This window comes from Leucobacter muris (genome assembly GCF_004028235.1).
In the GTDB taxonomy this organism is placed as follows: Bacteria; Actinomycetota; Actinomycetes; order Actinomycetales; family Microbacteriaceae; genus Leucobacter; species Leucobacter muris.
The window spans coordinates 119,423-143,015 of sequence record NZ_CP035037.1 but is presented as its reverse complement, the minus strand read 5'-3'; the positions used below and the strand labels follow the sequence as shown (position 1 = coordinate 143,015).

The following is a 23,593-nucleotide window of genomic DNA, read 5'->3' as shown; positions in this document are numbered from 1 at the left end:
TAGAGGGCGCCTCCGACAAAGGCGGGAGCGCACGCGGGGAGCACCGAAGCACCGCTCGGCAGGCCGCCGCACTCCCCCGACTGAGCGCCGCCCCTGCCGAACGCCACGCCTCCTGCGCAGCGCCGCGCCGACGCGGGAGCCTGCGCCCGCCGAACGACGGAGCCCGCCGCAGCCGGTCGGGCTGCGGCGGGCTCCGTCGCCGAACGTGTGGGGATCAGCCGACGGTGGTCGCCTGGTCGAGGATCTCCTGCGGGATCTCGACGCCCATGCGCTCGGCGGCGCCGGGGTTCACGACGTAGGCGAGCTCGGTGGCGAACTCGACCGGGGTGTCGGCGGGATCCTCACCCTTCTCGAGGATGCGGAGCGCCATCTCGCCCGTCTGACGGCCGAGCTCGGTGTAGTCGATGCCGAGCGTCGCGATCGCACCGCCCTCGACGGTGCCGGACTCGGCGCCGATCACGGGGATCTGCTTCTCTTCGGCGACCTGCACGAGCGACGAGATGCCGCCCACCACCAGGTTGTCGGTGGGCACGTAGATGGCGTCGACGTCACCGAGCGACTCGGTGGCCTGGGGGATGTCGCCCTCGGTGGTGACGGTCTTCGTCACGATCTCGAGGTCGAGGCCGGCGGCGACCTTCTCCGCCGCGGCGATCTGCACCTCGGAGTTCACCTCGCCCGAGGCGTAGACGATGCCCACCTTGGCGGCGTCGGGCACGAGCTGCTTGATGAGCTCGAACTGGGCCTGCAGGGCGTCGTCGGGAACCGCGTCGCTGGTACCCGTGACGTTGCCGCCCGGCTTCGCGTTCGAGGCGACGAGATCGGCGGTCACCGCGTCGGTGACCGCCGTGAAGAGCACGGGCTTGTCGGTGATCGCCTGAGCGGCGGCCTGGGCGGCCGGCGTGGCGACCGCGAGCACGAGATCGGCGTCGGAGGACGCGAAGCTCTGCGCGATCGAGACAGCGGTGGACTGCTCGCCGTTGGCGTTCTGCAGGTCGAACTCGACCGTCTCGCCCTCGACGTAGCCGGCGTCGATGAAGGCCTGCTTGAAGCCCTCGGTCGCCGAATCGAGCGCGGGGTGCTGCAGCAGCTGGCTGATGCCGATGGTCACCTTCTCGACCGCGGCGTCACCGCCGCCCGTCGAATCGGAGGAACCGGAGCAGGCGCTGAGCGCGAGCGCTGCCGCGGCGGTGAGGCTCACGGCGGCGAGCGCACGGCGGAACGAGGTCTGACGCATGTGTTATCGATCCTTCGCAGGTCTACCCGCCGCGACTGCCGCCCCGGCGAACTGAGAAATCGGCGCGGGAAAACACCGATTCCAGCATCGTAGACCGCGACGGCCCGATTCATGCAAACCTCATACGGTTTCGTGATCGACCCGTTGCCTCGCGGAGGCGCCCTCCCACGTACGCTGACGATCCGAATGCACCCGCGTCCGATAGTTCGGATCTCACCCGTGTTTCGGACGGGATCGCGCAATTCCATCCGAAACACGGGTGAGATCCGACCTACGGGCGGTGAGGATCGGGATCCGCCCCGGGCCCGGAGCCCCCTATCCGTAGATGATGTCGGCGCACACCCGGTACGCGTTCTCGGTGGGGGTGAGGCCGAGCCGAGCCGCCTCGGCGAGGTTCTCCCGCGTCTTGCGCGGGATGGTGCTCTCGATCCGCTGCTGCAGTGAGTCGTACGAGGCGTGGGCCCCGTTGAGGTACTCCTCGGCGCCGCACATCACCCCTGCGGTGTTGTGCCACCACTCGGTCTGGAACACGATGCCCCGCTCCGCGAGCAGGCGCGAGAGGCGCTCCTCCTCCCGCTGGTTGGTCGCCCTGAGCTGGTTGTTCGCCGGCCCCCAGACGTAGCGGTAGCGCAGGCGCCCGATCACCGTCTCGTCGATGATGCCGCCGATCGCGGCGGGGCAGAGCACGTCGGCCTCGAGGTCGAGCACCTCGTCGACTCCCACCCGCGTGCTGCCGGGGTGGGCTGCGAGGAACTCGGCGACGCGGGCCTCGTTCAGGTCGGCGACGATCACTGCGGCGCCGTCTCCGTGCAGCAGCTCTGCGAGGTGCCGGCCGACGGCGCCGAGGCCTGAGACCACGACCCGCTTGCCGTCGAGCCGGCCGTAGGAGCCAGGCTCGGTGAACCGCACCGCCTCCTTGAGGGCGAGGAAGGTGCCGTACGCGGTGGGGCGGCCGCTCTCGCCGAGCGGCGAGCTGGGCCCGTTGGTGAACTGCGGCGAGAAGTGCGCGTTGATGACGTCGGACATCGCCGTCGGGAAGTTCATGTCGGGGCCGGTCATCGTGCGGCTGCGGTCGATCGCGAAGGCGAGGAAGCCCAGGGCTTCGAGGTCGGCGAGATCGAGCTCGTCCATCTGCACGGTGGTCTTGCAGCCGCCGAAGTCGAGATCGGCGGCGATGTTCTTGAAGCTCATCGCGCGCCCGAGGTTGAGCCCGTCGACGATCACGTCGAGTTCGGACTCCTCGAGCGGGTGACGGCGGATGCCGCCCGCGAGCGTGGCCTGCCGCTTGTTCATGGCGCCCTGCTTGCGGCTGTGCTGGTTGCACATGAAGCGGATGTTCTTGCCGGCGTGGAGGTAGGCCTCGATGCCGAAGTGCCGCCCCTGGCGCAGCAGGTCGAGCACGGTGTCGAGGTAGCCGCGCAGCCCGTGCGCCTCGTAGAGCGCGTAGACCTCTTCGCTGTCGAGGAAGCGCGCGCGCTGCGTGAGCAGCGATTCGGCGGCGAAGCGGCTGCGGTACCGCGAGAAGTCGCGATCGGCGTCCCACTCGCGGGCGGCGAAGAGAGTGTGCTCGTCGGTGCGCCAGTCGTACTGCAGCTTGAGGGTGGTGAGCCCCTCGGCGGCGAGGGGGCGAAGAGACTGTCGTTCATGGGGTCCTTTCAGGGCACGATTCGAGAGGCGGGAGCCGGGAAGCGGCGCCGGGCGGCCGCACGGCAGGGCGACCCCACGGCGGCGCGGAGAACCCGGCGGCATGGGGAACCCGGCGGATCGCGCACAGCTGCGGATCGCGCACGACTGCGGAGAACCGCCGGTCGTGCGCGGGCAGCGCCGAGAGCGATGAGGGGCGGATCGGCGCGATGCCGATCCGCCCCTCCCCGAGCCGCCGATGGGAGGAGACTAGGCGAGCAGCGCCCGGTCGTCGAAGCTCGCGCCCTTGATCTTCGCGAACTCGGCGAGCAGCAGCGGCACGGTGAGGTGCCGCTTCTCGTCAGCCGAGGCCTCGAAGACGATGCGGCCCTCGTGCATCATGATGAGGCGGTTGCCGAGCTTGAGCGCCTGCTCCATGTTGTGCGTCACCATGAGGGTGGTGAGACCGCCCTGGGCGACGATGCGCTCGGTGAGGTCGGTGACGAGCGCCGCGCGCTGCGGATCGAGCGCGGCGGTGTGCTCGTCGAGCAGCAGGATACGGGGCTGTGTGAAGCCGGCCATGAGCAGCGACAGCGCCTGACGCTGGCCCCCCGAGAGCAGGCCGACCTTGGCGGTGAGCCGGTTCTCGAGGCCGAGTTCGAGCGACTTCAGCTCTTCGACGAAGCGCTCCTTGCGAGCCTTGGTGACTCCCAGGCCGAGACCTCGGGCCTTGCCCCGCTGCAGCGCGAGCGACAGGTTCTGCTCGATCGTCAGATCGGGCGCGGTGCCCGCCATCGGATCCTGGAACACGCGGCCGACGTAGCGGGCCCGCTGGTACTCCTTGAGCTTCGTCACCGGCTTGCCGTCGACCGTGAGCGACCCGGTGTCGACCGTGTAGCGGCCCGCGACCGTGTTCAGCAGCGTCGACTTGCCCGCGCCGTTCGAGCCGATGATGGTCACGAAGTCGCCCTCGTCGAGCGTGAGGCTGAGGTCGACGAGCGCCTTTCGCTCGTTGATCGTGCCGGCGAAGAAGGTCTTCGAGATGCGGTTGATGTTCAGCATGGCGTTCTACCTTCCCGCCTCGGGCACGGTGACCCCGGTCGTCGCAGAAGCCACGGGTTCTGGCTCCGGATCCGGTTGCTTCGCGCCCGGTCTGCGATTGCCGCGATCCCTGAGCGACGGCACCTTCTTGAGGAAGCCCCAGCGCGGCAGGAGCAGCGCCAGCACCACGAGGATCGCGGTGATCGCTCGCATGTCGTTCGGGTTGAGGCCCACGGACAGGGCGAAGAAGATGATGAGTCGGTAGAGGATCGAGCCGACGAGCACCGCGAGGCTGGCCATGAAGATGTTGCGCTGGCCGAGCACGGCCTGGCCGAGGATCACGGAGGCGAGACCGATGAGGATCACGCCGATGCCCATGCTGATGTCTGCGAAGCCCTGATACTGCGCTACGAGTGCGCCCGCGAGGGCGACCAGGCCGTTCGAGATGGCGAGGGTGAGGATCTTCATGCCGTCGGTGTTGACGCCGAAGCTGCGGATCATCTGCTCGTTGTTGCCGGTGGCCTGGATCGCGAGACCCAGGTCGGTCGAGAGGAACCAGTCGACCACGAGCTTCAGCACGAACACCAGCACCGCGAAGATCGCGACGGCGATCCAGGTCTTGCCGATCCAGCCGACCTCGCGCAGCGGGGTCATCAGCGTGTCCTCCCGCAAGAGCGGTGTGTTCGCCTTCCCCATGATGCGCAGGTTGATCGACCACAGCGCGATCATCGTGAGGATGCCCGCGAGCAGGCCGTCGATCTTGCCCTTGGTGTGCAGCAGGCCCGTGATGACGCCAGCGATCACGCCGGCCGCGGTGCCCGCGAGCGTCGCGACGACGGGGTTCTGGCCCGCCGTGATGAGCGCCGCGGCGACCGCGGCGCCCGTGGTGAGGCTGCCGTCGACGGTGAGGTCGGGGAAGTTCAGCACGCGGAACGTGAGGTACACGCCCAGCGCCATGACTCCGTAGAGGAGTCCGAGTTCAATCGCACCGATCATAGGATCACTCTACGACGTTCGCGGCGCGGTCGACGAGCCCCTGGGGCAGCTCGTAGCCGAGTCGCTCGGCAGCGGCGGGGTTGATGGTCAGCTCGAACTCCGACTGCGTCTCGACGGGCATCAATGCGGGATCCTCGCCGTCGGCGAGGATGCGGATCGCCATCTCGCCCGTCTGGTAGCCGAGCTTCGTGTAGTCGATGCCGAGCGTGGCGACGGCGCCGCCCGACACGTGCTCGGCGTCGGCGCCGACCACGAGGATGCCGCGCTCCTCGGCGACCGAGATGATCGAGCCGAGGCCGGAGATCACGAGGTTGTCTCCCGGCGTGTAGATGGCGTCGACGTCGCCGAGCGCCTCGGTGGCCTGCTTGAGCTCACCGGCGTTGGTGACGGTCTGCTCGATGAGCTCCATGCCCTCGGCCTCTGCGGCCTCGCGCGCGAGCTTCACCTGCACCTCGGAGTTGACCTCGCCCGAGCTGTAGACGGTGCCGATCTTCTTCGCGTCGGGGTCGATCTCCTTGATGAGGGCGATCTGGTCGGCGACGGGGTTCATGTCGCTCGTGCCGGTGACGTTGCTGCCGGGCGCCTCGTCCGACTCGACGATGTCGGCCGCGACGGGATCGGTGACGGCGGTGAAGACGACGGGCACGTCGGCGATGTTCTGCATGGCGGCCTGCGCCGAGGGCGTGGCGACGGCGAGCACGAGGTCGAGGTTGTCGCCCGCGAAGGTCTGCGCGATGGTGGTCGCCGTGGGGACCTCGCCGTTCGCGTTCTGCTCCTCGAACTCGACGGTCTCGCCCTCGACGTAGCCGGCGTCGGCGAAGGCCTGTTTGAATCCCTCGACGGCGGCGTCGAGCGGGGGTGCCTGCACGAACTGGCTGATGCCCACGGTGAACTTCTCGCCGCCGTCGGCGTCGTTGCCGGCGGTTCCGGAGCAAGCGCTCAGGGCGAGGGCCGCGGTCGCGATGCCTGCGACGGCGAACGCGGTGCGGCGGATTCGGGTGATTGCCATGATTTTCCTCACTCGAGTGGAGCTGGTGGTGGTGCACCCGGGCGGGAGTGCGCCGGATGGAAGATGACAACACGGCGCAAAAAATACAGCACCGTCGCTGTTGTCTGTGATGCTAACCAGTCGCTATCGCGACTACAAGCTGTCAACTGTTCTCTAGTCAGATAGGACGGTTACAGCAGCGATATCGACGATTAGCTATACATATTGTCTAGTCGGCCATCGCAAAGGTTTCGGCGGCGACCAGCTCGGCCGCGGCCGCGGCCGCGAGCACAGCGTCGTTCTCCTCGGGCAGCCCCACGGTCACGCGCACGCCCTCGCCGGCGAAGCGCCGCGCCGAGATGCCGTGCCGCTCGAGCGCCTCGGCGATCCGCGCGCTCTCCTCGCCTGCCGGCAACCACACGAAGTTCGCCTGCGAGGGCACCGGCGCGAGGCCGGCCGCCAGCAGCCCGTCGAACAGTCGCGCGCGCTCGCGCACCAGTTCGTCGATGCGCTCGTCGAGCTCGGCCTCCGCCTCGAGCGAGAGCACGGCCGCCTCCTGGGCCAGTCGCGAGACGCCGAACGGCAGTGCGACCTTCCGCAGCGCGTCGGCGACGGCCGGTCGCGCGATCGCGTAGCCGATGCGCAGGCCCGCGAGGCCGTAGGCCTTCGAGAAGGTGTGCAGCACGACCACGTTGGGGTAGCGCCGGAAGAACTCGATCCCGCTCGGCGAATCGGGGTCGCGGTCGAAGTGCACGTAGGCCTCGTCGATCACCACGAGCACCCGCTCGGGGACTGCCGCCATGAACGACTCGAGCTCGGCCCGCGTCACCACGGTGCCCGTCGGGTTGTTGGGGTTGCAGACGAAGATCACGCCCGTGCGCTCGGTGACGGCCGCCGCCATCGCGGGCAGGTCGTGCCGCTCATCGGCGTCGAGCGGCACCTCGACCGGCACCGCCCCCGCGACGCGGGTGAGGATCGGGTAGGCCTCGAAGGATCGCCACGCGAACACCACCTCGTCGCCCGGGGCGGTGAGGGCGTGGATCAGCTGCCCCGCGACCTCGACGGAGCCGGCGCCGAGCACGATGTTCTCGGGCTCGACCTCGAAGCGCGCGGCGAGTGCGGCGGTGACCTCGGGGGCGGCGATGCTCGGGTAGCGGGCGAGCGACTCGGGCAGCGCCTCGGCAAGGCCTCGCGTCACCGAGGCGAGCGGCGGGTAGGGGTTCTCGTTCGACGACAGCTTGAAGCTGCGACCGTCGGGGCCGAGCGGCGCGGGCTTGCCCGGGCGGTAGGCGGCGATGCGCTCGAGACCGGGGCGGAAGCGGTGGTCGGCGGGCACGACGGCGGGCACGGCTTCGCTGCCCGTATCGCCGGGGTGCTGGGGTGGCTGGAATGTCATCTTCGACGCTCTCTCGTTCGTGGGCGGTTGCTCGGCCGCCACTCTAGGGAGCACTCGAGGAGCAGTCAATCGGCCCGCTATCTCGGCAGCAATATGTTCATCACGTATAGCTGCGCTACGATCCAGCTATACAGATTGCCCACATCAAGGAGGATGTATGAGCATCGACCGGCTCGACGCGCGACTCATCACGCTGATCAGCGAAGAGGCCGGCATCTCGGTCGTGGAGTGCGCCCGCAGGCTCGGTGTGGCCCGCGCCACGGCGCAGGGCCGCCTCGACCGCCTGCGCCGCTCGGGCGTGATCTCGTCGATGGCGCCGCACATCGACCCCGCCGCCCTCGGCTACCCGATCCGCGCGTTCTGCTCGCTGCTCATCCACCAGTCGGTGGGCCACCAGAAGGTGGCCGAGGGGCTGGCGAGGATCCCGGAACTGCTCGATCTGCACACGGCGACGGGCGACACCGACATGACCACCTCGGTGGTCGCGCGCTCCACGCAGGATCTGCAGCGCGTGCTCGACCTGATCTCCCACACGCCGGGTGTCGCCCGCGTCTCATCGCGGCTCGCCCTCGGCACCCACTTCGAGGGGCGCACGCTGCCCCTCGTGCAGGCGGCCGTGGGTTAGACGCCGCCCGCCAGCGCGCGCTCCACGGCCGCGAGCGAGCGCTCGAGCGGGGCCCGCGGGTCGAGCGCGTACCCGCCGTCGCCGAACAGCTCGACCGTCATCCAGCCCTCGTAGCCGTGCCGGTCGAGCGCCGCGAGGATCTCGGCGAGCGGCAGCTCCCCCTCGCCCCACGCGAGGTGGCCCGCCGGCGCCCCGTCGATGAGGTGCACGTGCCGCACGCGCCCGCCCAGCAGCGCGAAGTAGGCGTCGACGTCGTCGCCCGCGACGGCCATCGCGACCGTGTCGAGGGCCACCCCCAGGTTGGCGGCGCCCACGTCGGCGAGGGCGCGCGCGGCATCGGCGGCCGAGTTCACGAGGTTCGACTCCACGCGCTGCAGCGGTTCGAGCAGGCACTCGAGGCCGAGCCTGGCCGCATACGCCGCGATCTCCCCCAGCGCGTCGACCGAGCGCCGCCAGGCCGCCCCGACGGGCTCGCCCTCGAAGCCGCGGCCGGGCGTGAGAAAGAGCTTCGGCGCGCCGAGCTCCACGGCGAGCTCGGCCGCGCGCCTGAAGCAGGCGACGCTCTCGGCCCGCAGCCGAGTGTCGGGCGAGGCGATGTTCACGGGGTACATCACCTGCTCGGGCGTGAAGCAGACCACCTCGAACCCGCGCTCGGCGGCCTCGCGGCGCACGGCGCGCGCCTCGGCGTCGCCGAGCCACGGCACGTGCAGCTGGGGGGCGATCCCCCACAGCTCGACCGCGGTGCGCCCGAGGGCGGCGAGGTCGTCGAAGCACTGGGCGAGGGGCCTGTGCTGATACGAGAAGTTGGATCCGCTGACCTGCGCGAGCGAGAGAGACACCCGCGCCCCCTACTTGCCCACGCCGTCGGCGAGGCCCTTGACGAAGTACCGCTGGCAGGCGAGGAACAGCACGATCACCGGCACCGCGGCGATCACCATGCCCGCGAAGACCACCGGGTAGTCGGTGCCGTGCTTGCTCATGAGGCTCGTGAGACCGACCGGCAGCGGCTGCACGCCCGTTCCGCTCGTGAACACCATGGCGAACAGGTACTCGTTCCACGCGAAGAGCACGTGCAGCAGCACGGTGGAAACGAGGATCGGCCGGCACATGGGCAGCACGATGCGCCAGAACGTGGTCCACCGGCTCGCGCCGTCGATCTGCGCCGCCTCGTCGACCTCGCTCGGCAGGTCGACCATGTAGGAGCGGATGAGGAAGGTGGTGAACGGGATGCGGAACGCGGTGTAGAGGATCATGAGCGCCCAGAACGTGTTGTAGAGGCCCATCGCCTGGAACATCTTCACCAGGGGCACGAGCGCCACGGTCGGAGCGAGCATGAGGCCGCCGAGGATCACGCCGGTCCAGAGCGCGTTGAAGGGGATCTTCACGCGGGTGAGTCCGTAGGCGGCCCAGGCGCTCACGAAGACCGTGGTGATGGTCGAGGTGATGGTCACGAGCACGCTCGTCATCAGGTAGTTGCTCACGCCCCGGTTCCACGCCTTGACGTAGTTCTCCCAGCTCCACTGCTGCGGCAGCGCGAACGGGTTGCCGAAGAGCTGCGCGTTCGTCTTGAAGCCGTTGAACACCATCCACAGCAGCGGATAGAGCACGATCACGACGAGGCCGATGAGCAGCGACCACACGAAGATGCGCCCGATGATCCCCAGGAATCCCAGCTTGCCGATGCGCGACCGCTCGGGGCGCACCGCCAGCAGCACCGCGGTTTCAGTGCTCATACCTCTACCCTCCGCTTCTTCGTGTACCACAGCTGCAGCAGGCCGATCCCGAGCGACAGCACGAAGATGACCACGGCGATCGCCGCCGCGTAGCCGAAGTCGTTGCGCACGAAGCCGTTGCGGTACAGCCAGGTGCCGAGCACCTGCGTGGAGTTGTTGGGGCCGCCCGTGGTCATCACCATGACCTCGTTGAAGACCTGGAACGCACCCGAGATGGTGACGATCATCATGAGACCGGACATCTCGCGCACGAGCGGGACGGTGATTGTGAAGAACCGTCGCACGCCGCCGATGCCGTCGAGCTGCGCGGCCTCGTAGAGCTCGGAGGGGATGCGCTGGATCGCCACGGTGAACAGCAGCGCCGAGTAGCCGAAGCCCTGCCACTGGCTCATCGCGATGATGCCCAGCATCGCCGTGCTCTCCTGCCCGAGCCAGGGCTGCGCGAGCGCGTGCAACCCGACTGAGTCGAGGAAGCTGTTGAGCATGCCGATGTTCGGCTCGTAGATGAAGTAGAACAGCAGGCCCGAGACGGTGATCGAGATGGCCGACGGGATGAAGTAGATGGTGCGCAGCGCGTTGCGGGTGCGGCGGTTGCGCACGCTCTCGACGAGAGCAGCGATGACGAGCGCCGCGCCCACCTGGAACACGATCGACACCAGCGCGTAGAGCAGGTTGTTGCCGAGCGAGCGCCAGAAGATCGGGTCGTCGAGCAGCAGCTCGAAGTTCCTCGTGCCGACGAACTCGTTCGTGCCCGAGTAGATGTCCCACTCGGAGGCCGCGAAGCCGAAGTTCTGGATGAGCGGGACGTAGACGAACCCGATGAGGATCAGGATCGCCGGGGCGAGCCAGAGGAGACCGCCCGCCTTGGAGAGGCGTGAGTGCATGTTGCTTCCCTCGGTACTGCATCGACGTCGTGCTGCGGAGCCGGTGCCCCGACCCCGCAGCACGGACGGGTCAGCGGGCCATTTCGTTCGCCTTCTGCACGCTCGCGAGGATGTCCTCGGGCGACGAGTCGCCGCTGATGAGCGCCTCGCCGCCGGCGAGCCAGGCGTCGGCGACCTCGGGCACCGTGACCGTGTCGAGCCAGACGACCAGCTGGGAGGCGTCGTTGACCTGGCCGATGCCGTCGAAGACCGCCGCGCTCGAGGTCTCCTCGGTGACGGCGCCGATGACGGTGCTCGGCTGCCCGTAGGGCGGCGACGAGAGCGTCTTCGCGTTCTCGGGATCGGTGACGAACTTCATGAAGTCGACCGCGAGAGCCGCGCGGGGCGACTTGGCGTTGATGAGGTAGCCCTCGGGCGAGCCCTCGACCGCGTCGGGGTCGCCCTTCGCGCCCTCGGGCACGGGCAGCTTGAAGAGGCCGAAGTTCTCGGGAGTGAGGATGTCGCCCGAGGTGAGCTGGTCGAACTCGAGGATCTCCTGGTAGTACATGGCCGCGCGGCCGCCGGAGAGGGCCTCCTGCGCGGTCGTGTAGAGCACGCCGTTGGTGCCGGTGCCCGAGTCGGTGCACTCGTTCACCAGCTCCTTGAACTCCTCGAGCGACTTCGCGTAGCCGGGGTCGTCCCACTTCGCGGTCTCGGGGTCGAAGTCGGCGTTCAGCGTGTCGCTCGGCACGTTGTAGGCGAAGAGCTGCTGCAGGTAGTGCAGCCCCGGCCAGCCGTCCTTGTTGCCGAACGCGATCGGCTCGTAGCCGGCGTCGCGCAGCGGGCCGCAACTGTCGATGAGCTGCTCGAAGGTGGTGGGCACCTCGATGCCGGCCTTCTCGAAGGCGTCGGTGTTGTAGCCCATGAACTTGCCGTTGTTGTAGAGCGGGATGCCGAAGTACTTGTCGTCGTACTTGAAGGCGTCGAGTGAGGCCTCGCCGAAGCTGTCGCCCCATTCGGTGCCGGGCGCGATCACCTCGCTGAGGTCGGCCGCGAGCCCGCCCTCGACGAAGTTCTGGGCCCAGGTGCCGGTCCAGGTGAAGTAGATGTCGGGCAGCGCGCCCGAGGCGGTGAGGGTCTTCGTCTTGTCCTTCACCGACTGATCGGTCTCCTGGATGAGCTCGAACTCGACGTCCGGGTGCTGCTCCTGGTAGGCGGCGGCGAGGTCTTCGAAGTACGGGCCGAGCGGTTCGCCGGCGAACTTCGTGAGGATGCTGAGCTTGCCCGAGAACTCGGGTTCGGCGGTGACGTCGGCCACGGCGTCGTTGCCGCCGCCTCCTGCGCAGCCGCTCAGCATGAGCGCGGCGCCGACCGCCATCGCCGCCAGCGTGGTCTTCTTCCGTTGCATGTGTATGCCCCTCCTCGTTGAGAGCGCCGCTTCCGCGCGACCGCCCGATGGGTCGTGAATGTGGCGTCGAGCAGGCGGCCCGTGCACCGCTGACTCTGATACCGGTACCACCAACTTGCATTGAATTGTGACCCATGCGGGCCCTTCGCGCAAGGGCAATTTCGGAATGAGCCTCGACTCGTTACCAAACAAGCACTGAGTCGCGAGCGCTGGTCAGCGAGCGACCGGTCGCCCTGCAGGGTTTCGGTGTTGACGGGCCCGATCGGCTGTGCCACGATGTTCAGACCTGATACCGGTACCAGATCGGGCAGGGTCTCGGCACGAAAGGATCACAGATGCTCGGTTTCAACGAAGCCCAGGTTCGCGAACAACTCACCAGCGCGGTCGCACTGCGCCCGCAGATCGAGGAGCTGGTGGATCAGCTGCTCGACCGCGGGATCGACAACGTGCTGCTCGTCGGCTCGGGAGGCACCTACGCCCAGGCGTGGCCCTACGAGTACCTCGCCCGGCGCTTCTCGAAGCTCCCCATTCGCGCGGTCATCTCGCGCGAGCTCATCGAGTCGGGCGACGCCTGGCTCGGCGAGAGCACGCTCGCCGTCTTCATGTCGGTCTCGGGCACCACCGAGGACGTGCTGCTCGCCATCGACTACGTGAAGTCGAAGGGGGCCACCACCGTCTCCTTCACCGGCGTGCCGGAATCGCCCATCGCCCAGAAGGTCGATCACACGCTCACCTCGGCGCCCAAGACCTGGCCGTTCGACCCGCAGCTGCTGCTGCTCGTCGGCCGCATCATGAACGTGCGCGGCGAGTTCCCGGGCTACGAGTCGCTCGCCGACGAGCTGGCGGGCCTCGCCGACGCCGTCATCGACGCGGCGAAGGCCGCAGAACCGCAGGCGTCGGCCTTCGCCGAGGCGCACAAGGACACCGACTACCACTTCCTCATCGGCGGCGGGCCGCTCTGGGGCTTCACCTACCTCTACTCGATGTGCATCCTCGAGGAGATGCAGTGGCTGCGCACCACGCGCGTCAACTCCGCGGAGTTCTTCCACGGCTCGCTCGAACTGCTCGAGGAGGACACCTCCGTGATCGTCTTCCAGGGCGAGGACGAGACGCGGCCGCTCACCGACCGCGCCGAGACGTTCGCCAAGCGCATCTCGAAGAACGTCACCGTCTTCGACACCCGCAACTACGAGCTCAAGGGCTTCAGCCCCGAGAACCGGGGGCTCATCGCCCCCATCGTGCTCGACGCCGTGATGGGCCGCGTGAGCAAGCATCTCGAACGCGTGCGGGATCACTCGCTCGACCTGCGCCGCTACTACCGCGTGATGGACTACTGATCCGGCCAGCGCAGATCGGAGCGGGGGCGGATCGGCCGATCCGCCCCCGCTCCCCCATCACCGGCCGCGGGACCGCGCCGCACCGGCACGCGACGGAGAGGAGACCCCGTGAAGATTCTCGGCCTGGGTGACAACATCATCGACCGCTTCGTGGACCGCGGCATCGACTACCCCGGCGGCAACGCCGTCAACGTGGCCGTCTACGCCCGCCGCCTCGGCGCCGAGGCGGGTTACCTCGGAGTCTTCGGTGACGACGACGAGGGCGACTTCCTGAGACGGGCCGTCGAAGCCGAGGGAGTCGACCTGCGGCAGGCCGTGGTGCGCACGGGCGAGTCGGGGGTCTCGCGACTGCACGTCGTCGACGGCGATCGCACGTTCCTCGGCTGGAACGGCGGGGGCGTGACCGTGCGCGAACCGATCGACCTCGACGGCGGCCGGCTCGACTACGCCGCGGGCTTCGACCTGGTGCACACCAGCGTGTACTCCGGCATCCTGTCCGAGCTGCCCCGGCTGGCGCAGCTCGGCGCGCTCGTCAGCTTCGACTTCTCGTCCGAGCCCGAGTTCCGCACGGACGACTATCTCGCCCGGGTGGCACCGCACATCGACCTCGCGCTCATCTCATGCTCCGAGCAGGACGAGGGCGCGACGCACGCGCTGCTCGACGCCCTCCTCGCGCACGGCGCGGGCCTCGCGCTCGCCACCCGCGGCACCGACGGAGCCGTGGTCGCCGACACCGAACATCGGATCGCGGGAAGCGCGCTGCTGCTCGACGATCCCTCCGCCATGGTCGACACCATGGGCTGCGGCGACGCCTTCCTCGCCGGCTTCGTGGTGCGCCTGCTGAGCCTCGGCTGGTCTCGGGATCGGCGCCCGAGCGCCGAGGATCTGCGCGCGGCACTGCGAGCGGGCGCAGAGGCCTCGCGCGACCAGTGCCTCGTCGAGGCCGCGTTCGCGCGCGGCCGCGCGATGCCGCTCGACGCCGAACGCGCCTCGTCGACCTCGCGGGCGGCCTCGCAGATCGCGGGCGCGGCCGAGGGCACCCCCACCGCGTCGGCTCCGGATCCCGCGACCGCGGCGGGGGCACCGACGGCTCCCGCGGCCGCTGAACACACGCCCTAGACTGGAGTCTCCACCGAGGAGGAAGCATTGGGCAGAACTCGATCGTCCTCCCCCACGATCTCCGAGGTCGCGGCCGCCGCCGGCGTCGGCCGCGCCACCGCAGCGAGAACGCTCGGGGGCTACGGCTACGTCAGCGACGAGATGCGCGAGCGCGTGCTCGCCTCGGCCGAGGCGCTCGGCTACCGGGCCAATCAGCTGGCGCGCAGCGTCTCCACCGGAGTCAGTCACACCATCGGAGTGGTCGTCGCCGACATCTCGAACCCGTTCTTCGGCGGTGTGGTGCGCGGCGTCTCGGAGATCGCGAGCGCCCGCGGCTTCGACGCCCTCGTGATCAGCACCTACGAGCACTTCGAAGACGAGATCGCCGCGATGAACGTGCTGGTCGACAAGCGGGTCGACGGCATCATCCTCTCGTCGGCGGCCTGCGACCCCGCCTCGACCGCGCACCTGCAGCTGGCGCGCGAACGGGGCATCCCGCTCGTGCTGCTCGACCGTCTGATCCCGGGGATCGAGCTCGACGCCGTAGTCATCGACAACCGCACCGCGGCGCGCACCGCCACCGGCGAGCTGATCGCGGCCGGCCACGCGCGCATCGGCTTCGTGTGGGGGCCGCCCACGCCGGCGCGGCCGAGCTTCCGCCGCGACCTGGTCGACGCCGCCGCGCGCAACCTCTGGAGCGACGGCGAACGCCTCATGGGATACCTCGACGCGCTCGACGACTCGGGGCTGCCCCTCGATCCGGACCTGGTCGCCGTGGGCGAGAAGACCGAGGCGCACACCTACGACGAGGTGATGCGCATGCTCGCGCTCGCGGATCCGCCCACCGCGTTCTTCTGCACCGAGACCGATGCGCTCACCGGCACCCTGCACGCACTGCGCGACAGCGGGGTCGCGATCCCGTCCCAGGCCTCGGTGATCGGCTTCGACGACAGCTCGTGGGCGGCCGTGATGGAGCCGCCGCTCACGATGGTGGAGCAGCCGATGCTCGATCTCGGGCGGCGCGCGGCCGAGTTGCTGCTGGGCCGCATCGACGGGGACGGCGACGGCGAGGAGGCGCCGACGCAGCTCGAACTCCCCGCGCGGCTCATCCAGCGCGCCTCGGTCGCCCCGCCGCGCTGACGGGGGTCAGCGCTGGCGCAGCACGCTGAAGGAGATCTCGTCGCCGCGGTGGTAGTCGCGCGCGTAGAGCACCCGCCTGCCGTCCTTCGTGAGACCCACCTCCGTCACCAGCAGCCAGGGGCCGAGCCCCTGCAGCCCGTGCCGCTCGCCCCACGCCTCGGGCAGTTCGACCGCCGATATCGCGGCGAGCGACGAGCGCACGTGCTGCCCGTGCGCGGCGAGCGCCGCAGTGAGCGAGCCGCTCCAGTCGCGGTACTCGATGGGGCCGGGCAGCAGTTCGCGGGGAATGGTGTTCTCGCTCACCACGAGGGGTCGCTCGTCGCCGAAGCGGATCCTGAGCAGGCGGATCACGGGATCGCCCGCGTCGAGCTCCAGCGCCTCGGCCTCGGCCTCGGTCGCGCTGCCCTCGGTGACGTCGAGCACCGCACTGGCGACGGCGTAGCCCCGCGCCGTCAGCATCTCGGTGATGCTCTCGTACTTGGTCATGGGGCGCTCCGGGCTGAGCGAGGCCGCCGCCGAGATGAAGCGGCCCTGCCCCTGCACGGCGACGAGCACTCCCTCCTGCTCGAGCTTGCGTAAGGCCTCGCGCACGGTGGATCGAGAGACCCCGAAGAGGTCTGACAACTCGGCCTCCGTGTGCAAACGGTCGCCCGTGCGCAGCCCGAGCTGCTGCACCAGCTGCAGCACGCGGCCGTACACGCGGTCCACGGCGCGCCCCGGCTCACGGGAGGCGGCAGAGGCGGCAGAGGCGGTCGTCATCGCGCGTCTCCCTGCAGTCGTAACGGCTCAGCACCCATACCGGCGACCCTAGCATCTTCCCCGCCCGATCAACTTGGCCGGACAAGTGATATTGTTGTCTGACAACACTATCCAATGACGGACAGGAGCAACGATGCTGAACTTCGACCCCACCCACTACCGCTCGGTGCAGCAGGGCGCCGTCGCACTGGCAGAGCCGATCCGCGAGGCCGTCGCGCACCTGCTCGACGACGGCGCGACGAACATCTTCTTCATGGGGGCCGGCGGAGTGAACTTCCTGATGCTGCCCGCCGCCCGCCTGCTGCAGACCCGCTCCACCTTCCCCGCGCACATCGAGATGAGCGCCGAGATCGTCGGCACCGGCAGCGTGCACCTCGGCCCCGGCTCGATCGCCGTCTTCCCCTCGGTCTCGGGCACCACCAAGGAGGCCATCGCCGCCATCGAGTTCGCGAAGCAGCAGGGCGCGACGATCCTGAGCCTCACCGCGAAGCCCGACACCCCCATCGCCCGGCTCGCCGACGTCAACTTCGCGAACGAGTGCGCCGACCCCACCTCGAGCGAGAACTTCTACCTGCAGTCGCTGCTGCTGGCCCTCGCCGTCATGCACCAGCGCGGCGAGATCGACGACTACCACGAAGTGGTCGCGCAGCTGCAGGCGCTGCCCGAACAGCTCGTCGCCGCAAAGCGGCAGTTCGAGCCCCGCGCCGCCGCCCTCGCCGACGAGATCAAAGACGAGCAGCACCACATCATGGTCTCGGCGGGCGGCTCCTGGTACGAGGCCGCCTACTATGGCATGTGCATCCTCGAGGAGATGCAGTGGATCTGGACGCGCCCCGTGCACGCCTCCGACTTCTTCCACGGCACGCTCGAGCTGCTGGAGGAGGATACGAGCGTGTTCCTGTTCAAGGGCGAAGACGAGCAGCGCCCTCTCACCGACCGCGTCGAACGCTTCGCGCAGACCGTCACCCGCAGGCTGCGCGTGCTCGACGCCGCCGACTTCGAGCTGGCCGGCATCTCCCCCCGCGTTCGCGCGCTCGTCTCGCCCGTGCTCTTCGCCGCCGTGCTCGAGCGCCTGAGCACCCACCTCGAACGCGCGCGAGACCACGACCTCACCATCCGCCGCTACTACAAGAAGGGCGACTTCTGAGCAGCACCATGACCGGCGCACCCGAACTCTTCGCCCTCGGCGACAACTGCCTCGACGTCTACGTCGAGCAGGGCAGGCTCGCCGTGGGCGGAAGCGCGCTCAACGTCGCCGCGCAGTGGCGCGCAATGGGCCGCCCCGCGCGGTACCTCGGGGCCGTCGGCACCGACGCCGCCGCCGGGATCGTGCGCCGCGCCGCGGCCGCGGCCGGGCTGCCGCCGGAGGGGATCGAGACGCTCGCGGGCGCCACGGGGGTCACGCTGATCCGGCTGCGGGACCGCGAGCGCGACTTCCTGCACGAGGATCTGGGCGTCGGACCGCTCTGGAACCCCGCCCGCGTCGAGGAGACGACCGCGGGCGCGGCCTGGTGCCACGTCACCGGCACCTCGCCCGAGGCCGCCATCCCGCAGCGGCTCGTCGCCGCGGGTCGGCGCGTCAGCGTCGACCTGCTCGGCCGCCCCAACGGCGACCAGGGGTCCCTCGCCGGAGTCGAGATCGCCGTCACCTCGTGCGACGGCGAGACCGCCGAGGCGGCGGAGACGGCGGCCGCCCTCGTCGAGGCGGGAGCGCGCATCGGCGTCGTGATGCGCGGCGCCGACGGCAGCCTCGCTCTGCAAGCCGGCCGCCTCTTCACCGCCGCGGCCGACCCCATCGTGCCGGTCGATACCTGCGGCGCCGGCGACAGCTTCATCGCCGCATTCGTCGCCGCGCATCTCGACGGCGCCGGGGTCCCCGCCGCCCTCGCCGCGGCGACCCGATCCGCCACCCGCACCTGCCTGCACCTCGGCGGCTTCCCGCAGCGAGACCGGCCGGTCCCGAGCTGGCTCGCCGAGCAGTACGCGCCGCACTTCGACCGGCCCGCCCCGCAGTAGGCGCCGCGCCCCGGTCGACCCGCCGAGATGACACGTGTGGCCCCTTCTCCCTACGGGTAAGGGGCCACACGTGTCATCTCGGCCAGACCAGAAGCCGCCCGGACCGGAGGCCCGGCCCAGCGCTACGGCACCAGGTGGCGCGCCTGCAACGTGCCGATGCGCTCGCCGCTCTCGAAGTCGAAGAGGTGCACGCGGTCCGGGTGAGGCGCCACCGTGATCATGTCGCCCGGCTGCGCGTGATCCCGGCCGTCGACGCGCACGACGAGCGTCACCCGCTCCCCCGCGATCTCGGCGTCGCCGAACAGGTAGCCGTCGACCCCCAACTCCTCGATCAGCGTGGTCTTCACCGCGATGCCCGGCTCGTCGGGCCCGCCGACCACCAGATCCTCGGGGCGCACGCCCACCGTCACCCGACGATCGCCGATCTGCGCGCGCACCGCATCGGCCAGGGGCAGCACCGCGCCGCCCAGCACCAGGCCGCGCTCGTCGACATCGGCGGTGAACAGATTCATCGCCGGACTGCCGATGAAGCCCGCCACGAACGTGTTGACCGGGTGATCGAGCAGCTCGCGCGGCGAGCCCACCTGCTGCAGCACGCCGAGCTTCATCACTGCGATGCGATCCCCCATCGTCAGCGCCTCGGTCTGATCGTGCGTCACGTACACCGTCGTCACGCCGAGCCGGCGCTGCAGCGTCGCGATGCGCGATCGCGTCTGCACGCGCAGCTTCGCGTCGAGGTTCGAGAGCGGCTCGTCCATCAGGAAGACCTTGGGGGCGCGCACGATCGCGCGGCCCATCGCCACCCGCTGCCGCTGACCGCCCGAGAGCGCCTTCGGCTTGCGATCGAGATACTCCGTCAGATCGAGCTGCTGAGCCACCTCCTCGACCCGCTTGCGCCGCTCCTCCTTGGGCACACCCGCGATCTTCAGCGCGAAGCCCATGTTCTCGGCCACCGACATGTGCGGGTACAGCGCGTAGTTCTGGAACACCATCGCGATGTCGCGATCCTTCGGCGAGACCTGCGTCACATCCTGCTCGTCGATGAGGATGCGCCCCTCCGTCACCTCTTCGAGGCCGGCCAGCATGCGCAGCGCGGTCGACTTGCCGCAGCCCGACGGGCCGACGAGCACCAGGAACTCGCCGTCCTGGATGTCCAGGTTCAGATTCGTGACCGCGGGGCGCTCAGTGCCCGGGTACTGCAGGGTCACGTCGTCGTACACGACTCTCGCCATTGAGTTGTCCTCTCGTTTCACCGGCAGGTACGTGCCGGACGATCCGTTGTGAAATCGAAGCCGTCGGCGTCGCAGCCGACGGTGCCAGTGTCGCAGATCGACACCGGTATTGCCAAGAGTGCGACCCGCGGCGCGCGCTATGCGGCCTGGCCGTACTCCCCGGTGGCGACGATCACCGCGCGGGCGATCACCGCGTCGCGCATCGTGAAGCCCATCACCGCCGGCGTGGCCTGCGGGTCGACGTCGATGCGCTCGACGTCGAGCGCGTGCACCACGAACCAGTAGTGGTGCGCCCCCGTGCCCTCGGGCGGAGCGGCGCCCGTGAACGCCGGCTCCCGCTTCTCGTTCGGCATCGTGAGCGCACCCTCGGGCAGCAGCGCGCTGCCGAGCGAGCCCGCGCCCGCCACCAGCTCCGTCACCGACGCGGGGATGTTCGCCACCGACCAGTGCCAGAAACCCGACCCGGTGGGGGCGTCGGGGTCGAAGCAGGTCACCGCGAAGCTCTTCGTCTCGGCGGGGAACCCCGACCAGCTCAGCTGCGGCGAGAGGTTCGAACCGCCCGCCGGCTCGGCGTACTGCTCGGCCGGCAGCGGCTCGCCGTCTTGGATGTCGGTGCTCGTGAGCGCGAAACCCGGCACCTCCCGCATGCCGGCGTATGGATCGATCGCGCCTCGACTCGGATTCCTCTGCGTCATCGCTTCAGCCTTCCTCGGTGCTCAGTGCTGCCCGGTGCGCCCAGCGCGACACCGCGTGCGTTCCGCGGCGACCGGCGAACCGGGCCCCTGCAGTCAGCCTAGAGCGGATCCGGCCGCCGCGCAGCCCGTACTCGCGCCCCGCGGATATACTGGGCCGGGACCCGGAACACCCACAGCAGCGAAGCGAGGCGAAGCATGGCAAGCACCACAGGTTCTGAACGAGCCCGTGCCACACTCGCCTACCTGCGCCGCAAGATCACGACCGGCGAGTGGCCGGTCGGCAGCCGCATCCCGATCGAGCCCGAGCTCTCCGAGCAGACCGGCGTCGGCCGCTCCACCGTGCGCGAGGCGGTGCGCTCGCTCGCCAGCATGGGCATGCTCGAGACGCTGCCCGGCCGCGGCACCTTCGTGCGCTCCTCGGCGCCCACCAGCACGCTGCTCAACGAGTTCCTCAACGACTTCACGCTCGAGGAGATCCTCAGCTACCGCCGCGCGCTCGAGATCGAGGCCGCGCAGCAGGCCGCGCTGCACCGCACCGACGAAGACGTCGCCGCCCTCGAGCAGGCCGCCGCCGAAGAGGTGGGCTGCACCCGCTGCCCCGTGCTCGGACTCGCCGCCGGATCCGACAACTCGGCGTTCGACAGCAAGTTCCACCGCCTCGTCTTCGACTCGGCGAAGAACCGACTGCTCGCCTCGCTCTACGCCGGCATCAACGACCAGCTGCGCACCCCCGAGCACCGCGGGCGCCTCGCGAACGTTGCCACCGGCACCGAGATGGAGCGCGACCACGCCCGGGTGCTCGACGCGATCCGCCGCCGCGACTTCATCGACGCCGTGCACGCGATGGTCGACCACGTCGACCACGACGTGGTGATCGTCAACGACCAGCACGAGGTCGTGCCGCCGCTCGTGCGCACGCCCGCGCAGCAGCAGCGCATCGACGACGCGCGCGCCGCCGAAGACGCGCGCGTCGAAGAGGATTCGCGGGCGACCGCGGGCAACGCGCCCTAGCGGCGGACTACCCTCGCAGTTCGCGCTCCACGTAGACGCGCAGGGCGTCGCGCACGAAGCGCGCTCCCTCGGCGCCGCCGTAGTTCGCGGCGAAACGGTCGTCGGCCGCGTACATCTCGGCGAGGCCGAGCACGTAGCCCGCGAGGTCGCCGCCGGCCTCGGAGGCCGGGGTGCCGGGCACGCCCCGCAGCCACTCGACGTGGCGCCGTGCGAGATCCTGCCCCTCGGCCGACTCGGGATCCGCGCCGCTTCCGGCCGCCGCGATCCAGTCGCGACCCAGCCGCTCCATGCGGGCGCGCCACTCGGCCCGCCCCTGCTCGCCGAGACCGCGCCACCAGCGATCGCTCCTCGCGTACGCGTCAGCGCCCCAGCGACGCTCGACCTCCTCGCGATAGCGGGTGTGGTCGAAACCGTCGAACATGTTCTCCGACATGAGATTCTCCTCTGCATGATCCTCGCCCGGAGCCGCTCGGCCCGCTCGGTCGAGCGCCGCGATCGTGCGCTCGACCGAGCCGATCTGCGCGTCGACCCGCGCCCGCTCTCGCCTCAGCAGTTCGAGGTGCGCACCCAGGATGCGGGCCTCGGCGACGGCGGGAGGCTCCCCGCCGCGCGCCTGCGCGTCCTGCGCCCTGAGCACCTCGCCGATCGCCTCGAGCCCGAGGCCGAGCTCGCGCAGCAGCAGCACCCGCTGCAGCCGCACGAGCGCGCGGTCGTCGTAGTACCGGTAGCCGTTGACGCCGACGCGGCTCGGTCGCACGAGCCCGATGCGGTCGTAGTGACGCAGGGTGCGCGAGGTCGTGCCGGCCGCACGGGCGATCTGCTGGATCGAGTGCTCCACGCGTTCCTCCGGGGTGTTCGGCCGGGACCCTCCCGGCTCGAAACACACGCTAGAGGTTGACGTTACGTCAAGGTCAAGCGAACCGCCACTCCTGCGACCGGCGCACTCCCGCCCGCCTCCGCGGGTCGCCCGCTACTCCATCGTGTCGAGGATCTCGGTGAGCTGCTCGAAGGCGGTGAGCGGGTTCACGATCGCGAAGCGCGTATTGGGACGCCCCGCGTGCGAGCTCGGCACGACGAAGGCGCGCTGCTCGTCGAGCAGGCGATCCGACCAGCGGTCGTAGTCGGCGCGCTCCCAGCCGTCGCGCTCGAACACCACCACCGACAGCTGCGGCCGGCGCACGAGTCGCAGCCCCGGCCGGCGTTCGATCTCATCGGCGATCCGCCGCGCGAGCGCGATCGAGTGGGTGACGGCCTCGCGGTAGGCGGCGGCGCCGTACGTCGCGAGCGAGAACCAGAGCGGCAGGCCCCGCGGCCGCCGCGTGAGCTGGATCGAGTAGTCGGAGGGATCGTACGCGGCCCGCTCGGTGAGCACGTCGAGATACTCGGCGTGCTGGGTGTGCGCCTGTCGGCCGTGCTCGGGATCGCGGTAGACGAGTGCGCACACGTCGTAGGGCGCGAACAGCCACTTGTGCGGGTCGACGATCACCGAGTCGGCGCGCTCCACGCCCCCGAAGTGCGGGCGCCCCAGGGGGGAGAGCATGGCGGTCAGCCCGTAGGCGCCGTCGATGTGCAGCCAGAAGTCGAAGTCGTGCTTCAGGGCCGCGATGCCGGCGATATCGTCGACCACGCCGAAGTTGGTCGACCCGCCGGTCGCCACCACTGCGAAGACCCGATCGCCGCGCTGCTCGAGCGCCTCGCGAACCGCGGCCGCCCGCAGCACGCCGTCATCGTCAGCGAGCACCGGCACGACGTCGACGTCCATCACCCGCGCCGCCGACTTGATCGACGAGTGCGCCTCCGCGCTGCAGACCACCGCCCATCCGCCCTCGGGGCGCGACACGAGCCCGGCCCGCTCGCGCAGCGCGCGGGCCCGGTCGCGGGCCGCGACGAGCGCCGAGAGGTTGCCGATCGTGCCGCCCTGCACGAAGACGCCGCCGGCGCCCTCGGGCAGCCCGAACTCGGAGGCGAGCCAAGCCAGTACCTCGTTCTCGGCGTAGACGGCTCCCGCGCCCTCCATCCACGAGCCGCCGTAGAGGGCGCTCGCCGAGACCACCAGGTCGAAGGCGATCGCGGCCTTCGAGGGCGCCGACGGGATGAACGAGAGATACTGCGGATGGTCGGTGGTGATGCATGCCGGAGCGAGAATGTGCTCGAAGACCGAGAGCGCTCGGCGGCTGCCCAGCCCCTCCTCGCTGATCGTCGGGCCGGCGAGACGCCGGAGCTCCTTCGGCGACGACGCGTGGTCGAGCGGGGTGTCGGTCGCCAGTATGCGGCGGCGGGAATACTCGAGCACCAGATCGACGATGCCTCGGGTCTCGTCTGAGACCGAGTGCATGCGAGCGTGGTCGGGCTGCGGGTTCGGAGACTGGTCGCCGGCTGACATGGTCTCATCATAAAT

Annotated in this window: 22 protein-coding genes; 7 read left to right on the top strand and 15 right to left on the bottom strand. The window is 69.9% G+C overall.

Annotation, left to right across the window (positions count from 1 at the left end; all coding sequences use genetic code 11):
* Positions 1 to 214 precede the first annotated feature (214 nt).
* The 6 genes from Leucomu_RS00655 to hisC all read right to left on the bottom strand — a co-directional run bounded on the left by Leucomu_RS00655 (position 215) and on the right by hisC (position 7,278).
* Positions 215 to 1,234, bottom strand: coding sequence for an ABC transporter substrate-binding protein (locus tag Leucomu_RS00655; RefSeq protein WP_128386013.1), 1,020 nt, complete (start codon positions 1,232 to 1,234; stop codon positions 215 to 217).
* 315 nt (positions 1,235 to 1,549) lie between these two features.
* A complete protein-coding gene (locus tag Leucomu_RS00650) occupies positions 1,550 to 2,983 on the bottom strand; it encodes a Glu/Leu/Phe/Val dehydrogenase family protein (RefSeq protein ID WP_228407149.1) in 1,434 nt (477 codons plus the stop codon).
* A 144-nt stretch (positions 2,984 to 3,127) separates the two neighbouring features.
* Positions 3,128 to 3,919, bottom strand: a complete 792-nt coding sequence (locus tag Leucomu_RS00645) for an ABC transporter ATP-binding protein (RefSeq protein WP_017884229.1) — start codon at positions 3,917 to 3,919, stop codon at positions 3,128 to 3,130.
* A 6-nt stretch (positions 3,920 to 3,925) separates the two neighbouring features.
* Positions 3,926 to 4,894 carry an ABC transporter permease gene (locus Leucomu_RS00640; protein WP_017884228.1) on the bottom strand — a complete coding sequence of 323 codons (969 nt, stop codon included), beginning with the start codon at positions 4,892 to 4,894 and terminating at the stop codon, positions 3,926 to 3,928.
* A 4-nt stretch (positions 4,895 to 4,898) separates the two neighbouring features.
* Complete coding sequence (locus Leucomu_RS00635) at positions 4,899 to 5,903, bottom strand: ABC transporter substrate-binding protein (RefSeq protein WP_128386012.1); 1,005 nt, start codon at positions 5,901 to 5,903, stop codon at positions 4,899 to 4,901.
* A 208-nt stretch (positions 5,904 to 6,111) separates the two neighbouring features.
* Positions 6,112 to 7,278: a histidinol-phosphate transaminase gene (hisC, locus tag Leucomu_RS00630; protein ID WP_228407147.1), complete on the bottom strand. Its 1,167-nt coding sequence runs from the start codon at positions 7,276 to 7,278 to the stop codon at positions 6,112 to 6,114.
* A 157-nt stretch (positions 7,279 to 7,435) separates the two neighbouring features.
* On the opposite strand from hisC, the gene Leucomu_RS00625 reads away from it, so the two are divergent.
* The gene (locus Leucomu_RS00625; RefSeq protein ID WP_017884225.1) at positions 7,436 to 7,903 is read left to right on the top strand and encodes an Lrp/AsnC family transcriptional regulator; all 468 of its coding nucleotides are present in this window, start codon (positions 7,436 to 7,438) and stop codon (positions 7,901 to 7,903) included.
* On the opposite strand, the gene Leucomu_RS00620 is transcribed toward Leucomu_RS00625, so the two are convergent.
* The 4 genes from Leucomu_RS00620 to Leucomu_RS00605 all read right to left on the bottom strand — a co-directional run bounded on the left by Leucomu_RS00620 (position 7,900) and on the right by Leucomu_RS00605 (position 11,907).
* Positions 7,900 to 8,742 (bottom strand): sugar phosphate isomerase/epimerase family protein, encoded by an 843-nt coding sequence (locus tag Leucomu_RS00620; RefSeq protein ID WP_128386010.1) that lies wholly within the window; start codon positions 8,740 to 8,742, stop codon positions 7,900 to 7,902. The two genes, Leucomu_RS00625 and Leucomu_RS00620, sit on opposite strands and share 4 nt — an antisense overlap.
* Positions 8,743 to 8,751: 9 nt before the next feature.
* Positions 8,752 to 9,636 (bottom strand): carbohydrate ABC transporter permease, encoded by an 885-nt coding sequence (locus tag Leucomu_RS00615; RefSeq protein ID WP_017884223.1) that lies wholly within the window; start codon positions 9,634 to 9,636, stop codon positions 8,752 to 8,754.
* Positions 9,633 to 10,520 (bottom strand): carbohydrate ABC transporter permease, encoded by an 888-nt coding sequence (locus Leucomu_RS00610; RefSeq protein ID WP_017884222.1) that lies wholly within the window; start codon positions 10,518 to 10,520, stop codon positions 9,633 to 9,635. The genes Leucomu_RS00615 and Leucomu_RS00610 overlap by 4 nt, the downstream gene beginning before the upstream one ends.
* 70 nt (positions 10,521 to 10,590) lie before the next feature.
* Positions 10,591 to 11,907, bottom strand: coding sequence for an ABC transporter substrate-binding protein (locus tag Leucomu_RS00605; protein ID WP_128386009.1), 1,317 nt, complete (start codon positions 11,905 to 11,907; stop codon positions 10,591 to 10,593).
* 335 nt (positions 11,908 to 12,242) lie between these two features.
* Between Leucomu_RS00605 and Leucomu_RS00600 the strand changes: the two genes are divergently transcribed.
* The 3 genes from Leucomu_RS00600 to Leucomu_RS00590 all read left to right on the top strand — a co-directional run bounded on the left by Leucomu_RS00600 (position 12,243) and on the right by Leucomu_RS00590 (position 15,482).
* Positions 12,243 to 13,244: an SIS domain-containing protein gene (locus tag Leucomu_RS00600; protein ID WP_017884220.1), complete on the top strand. Its 1,002-nt coding sequence runs from the start codon at positions 12,243 to 12,245 to the stop codon at positions 13,242 to 13,244.
* Between the two features lie 108 nt (positions 13,245 to 13,352).
* Entirely contained in the window at positions 13,353 to 14,363 is a 1,011-nt protein-coding gene (locus Leucomu_RS00595) for a PfkB family carbohydrate kinase (RefSeq protein ID WP_128386008.1), read from the top strand.
* A 27-nt stretch (positions 14,364 to 14,390) separates the two neighbouring features.
* Entirely contained in the window at positions 14,391 to 15,482 is a 1,092-nt protein-coding gene (locus Leucomu_RS00590) for a LacI family DNA-binding transcriptional regulator (RefSeq protein WP_128386007.1), read from the top strand.
* A 6-nt stretch (positions 15,483 to 15,488) separates the two neighbouring features.
* Here Leucomu_RS00590 and Leucomu_RS00585 read toward each other — a convergent pair whose 3' ends face one another.
* A complete protein-coding gene (locus Leucomu_RS00585; RefSeq protein ID WP_017884217.1) occupies positions 15,489 to 16,241 on the bottom strand; it encodes a GntR family transcriptional regulator in 753 nt (250 codons plus the stop codon).
* Between the two features lie 133 nt (positions 16,242 to 16,374).
* Between Leucomu_RS00585 and Leucomu_RS00580 the strand changes: the two genes are divergently transcribed.
* Both Leucomu_RS00580 and Leucomu_RS00575 read left to right on the top strand, forming a co-directional pair.
* Positions 16,375 to 17,388: an SIS domain-containing protein gene (locus Leucomu_RS00580; RefSeq protein ID WP_128386006.1), complete on the top strand. Its 1,014-nt coding sequence runs from the start codon at positions 16,375 to 16,377 to the stop codon at positions 17,386 to 17,388.
* A gap of 8 nt (positions 17,389 to 17,396) precedes the next feature.
* Positions 17,397 to 18,257 carry a PfkB family carbohydrate kinase gene (locus tag Leucomu_RS00575; RefSeq protein ID WP_128386005.1) on the top strand — a complete coding sequence of 287 codons (861 nt, stop codon included), beginning with the start codon at positions 17,397 to 17,399 and terminating at the stop codon, positions 18,255 to 18,257.
* Positions 18,258 to 18,379: 122 nt separating this feature from the next.
* On the opposite strand, the gene Leucomu_RS00570 is transcribed toward Leucomu_RS00575, so the two are convergent.
* On the bottom strand, positions 18,380 to 19,489 hold the full coding sequence (locus Leucomu_RS00570) for an ABC transporter ATP-binding protein (RefSeq protein ID WP_128386004.1): 1,110 nt from the start codon (positions 19,487 to 19,489) through the stop codon (positions 18,380 to 18,382).
* Between the two features lie 137 nt (positions 19,490 to 19,626).
* Positions 19,627 to 20,184 (bottom strand): YbhB/YbcL family Raf kinase inhibitor-like protein, encoded by a 558-nt coding sequence (locus tag Leucomu_RS00565; protein ID WP_128386003.1) that lies wholly within the window; start codon positions 20,182 to 20,184, stop codon positions 19,627 to 19,629.
* A gap of 195 nt (positions 20,185 to 20,379) precedes the next feature.
* Between Leucomu_RS00565 and Leucomu_RS00560 the strand changes: the two genes are divergently transcribed.
* Positions 20,380 to 21,195: a FadR/GntR family transcriptional regulator gene (locus Leucomu_RS00560; RefSeq protein ID WP_128386002.1), complete on the top strand. Its 816-nt coding sequence runs from the start codon at positions 20,380 to 20,382 to the stop codon at positions 21,193 to 21,195.
* Between the two features lie 7 nt (positions 21,196 to 21,202).
* Here Leucomu_RS00560 and Leucomu_RS00555 read toward each other — a convergent pair whose 3' ends face one another.
* Both Leucomu_RS00555 and Leucomu_RS00550 read right to left on the bottom strand, forming a co-directional pair.
* Positions 21,203 to 22,033 carry a MerR family transcriptional regulator gene (locus Leucomu_RS00555; RefSeq protein WP_017884211.1) on the bottom strand — a complete coding sequence of 277 codons (831 nt, stop codon included), beginning with the start codon at positions 22,031 to 22,033 and terminating at the stop codon, positions 21,203 to 21,205.
* A 132-nt stretch (positions 22,034 to 22,165) separates the two neighbouring features.
* Positions 22,166 to 23,578, bottom strand: a complete 1,413-nt coding sequence (locus Leucomu_RS00550) for a pyridoxal phosphate-dependent decarboxylase family protein (protein ID WP_128386001.1) — start codon at positions 23,576 to 23,578, stop codon at positions 22,166 to 22,168.
* Positions 23,579 to 23,593: the final 15 nt, after the last annotated feature.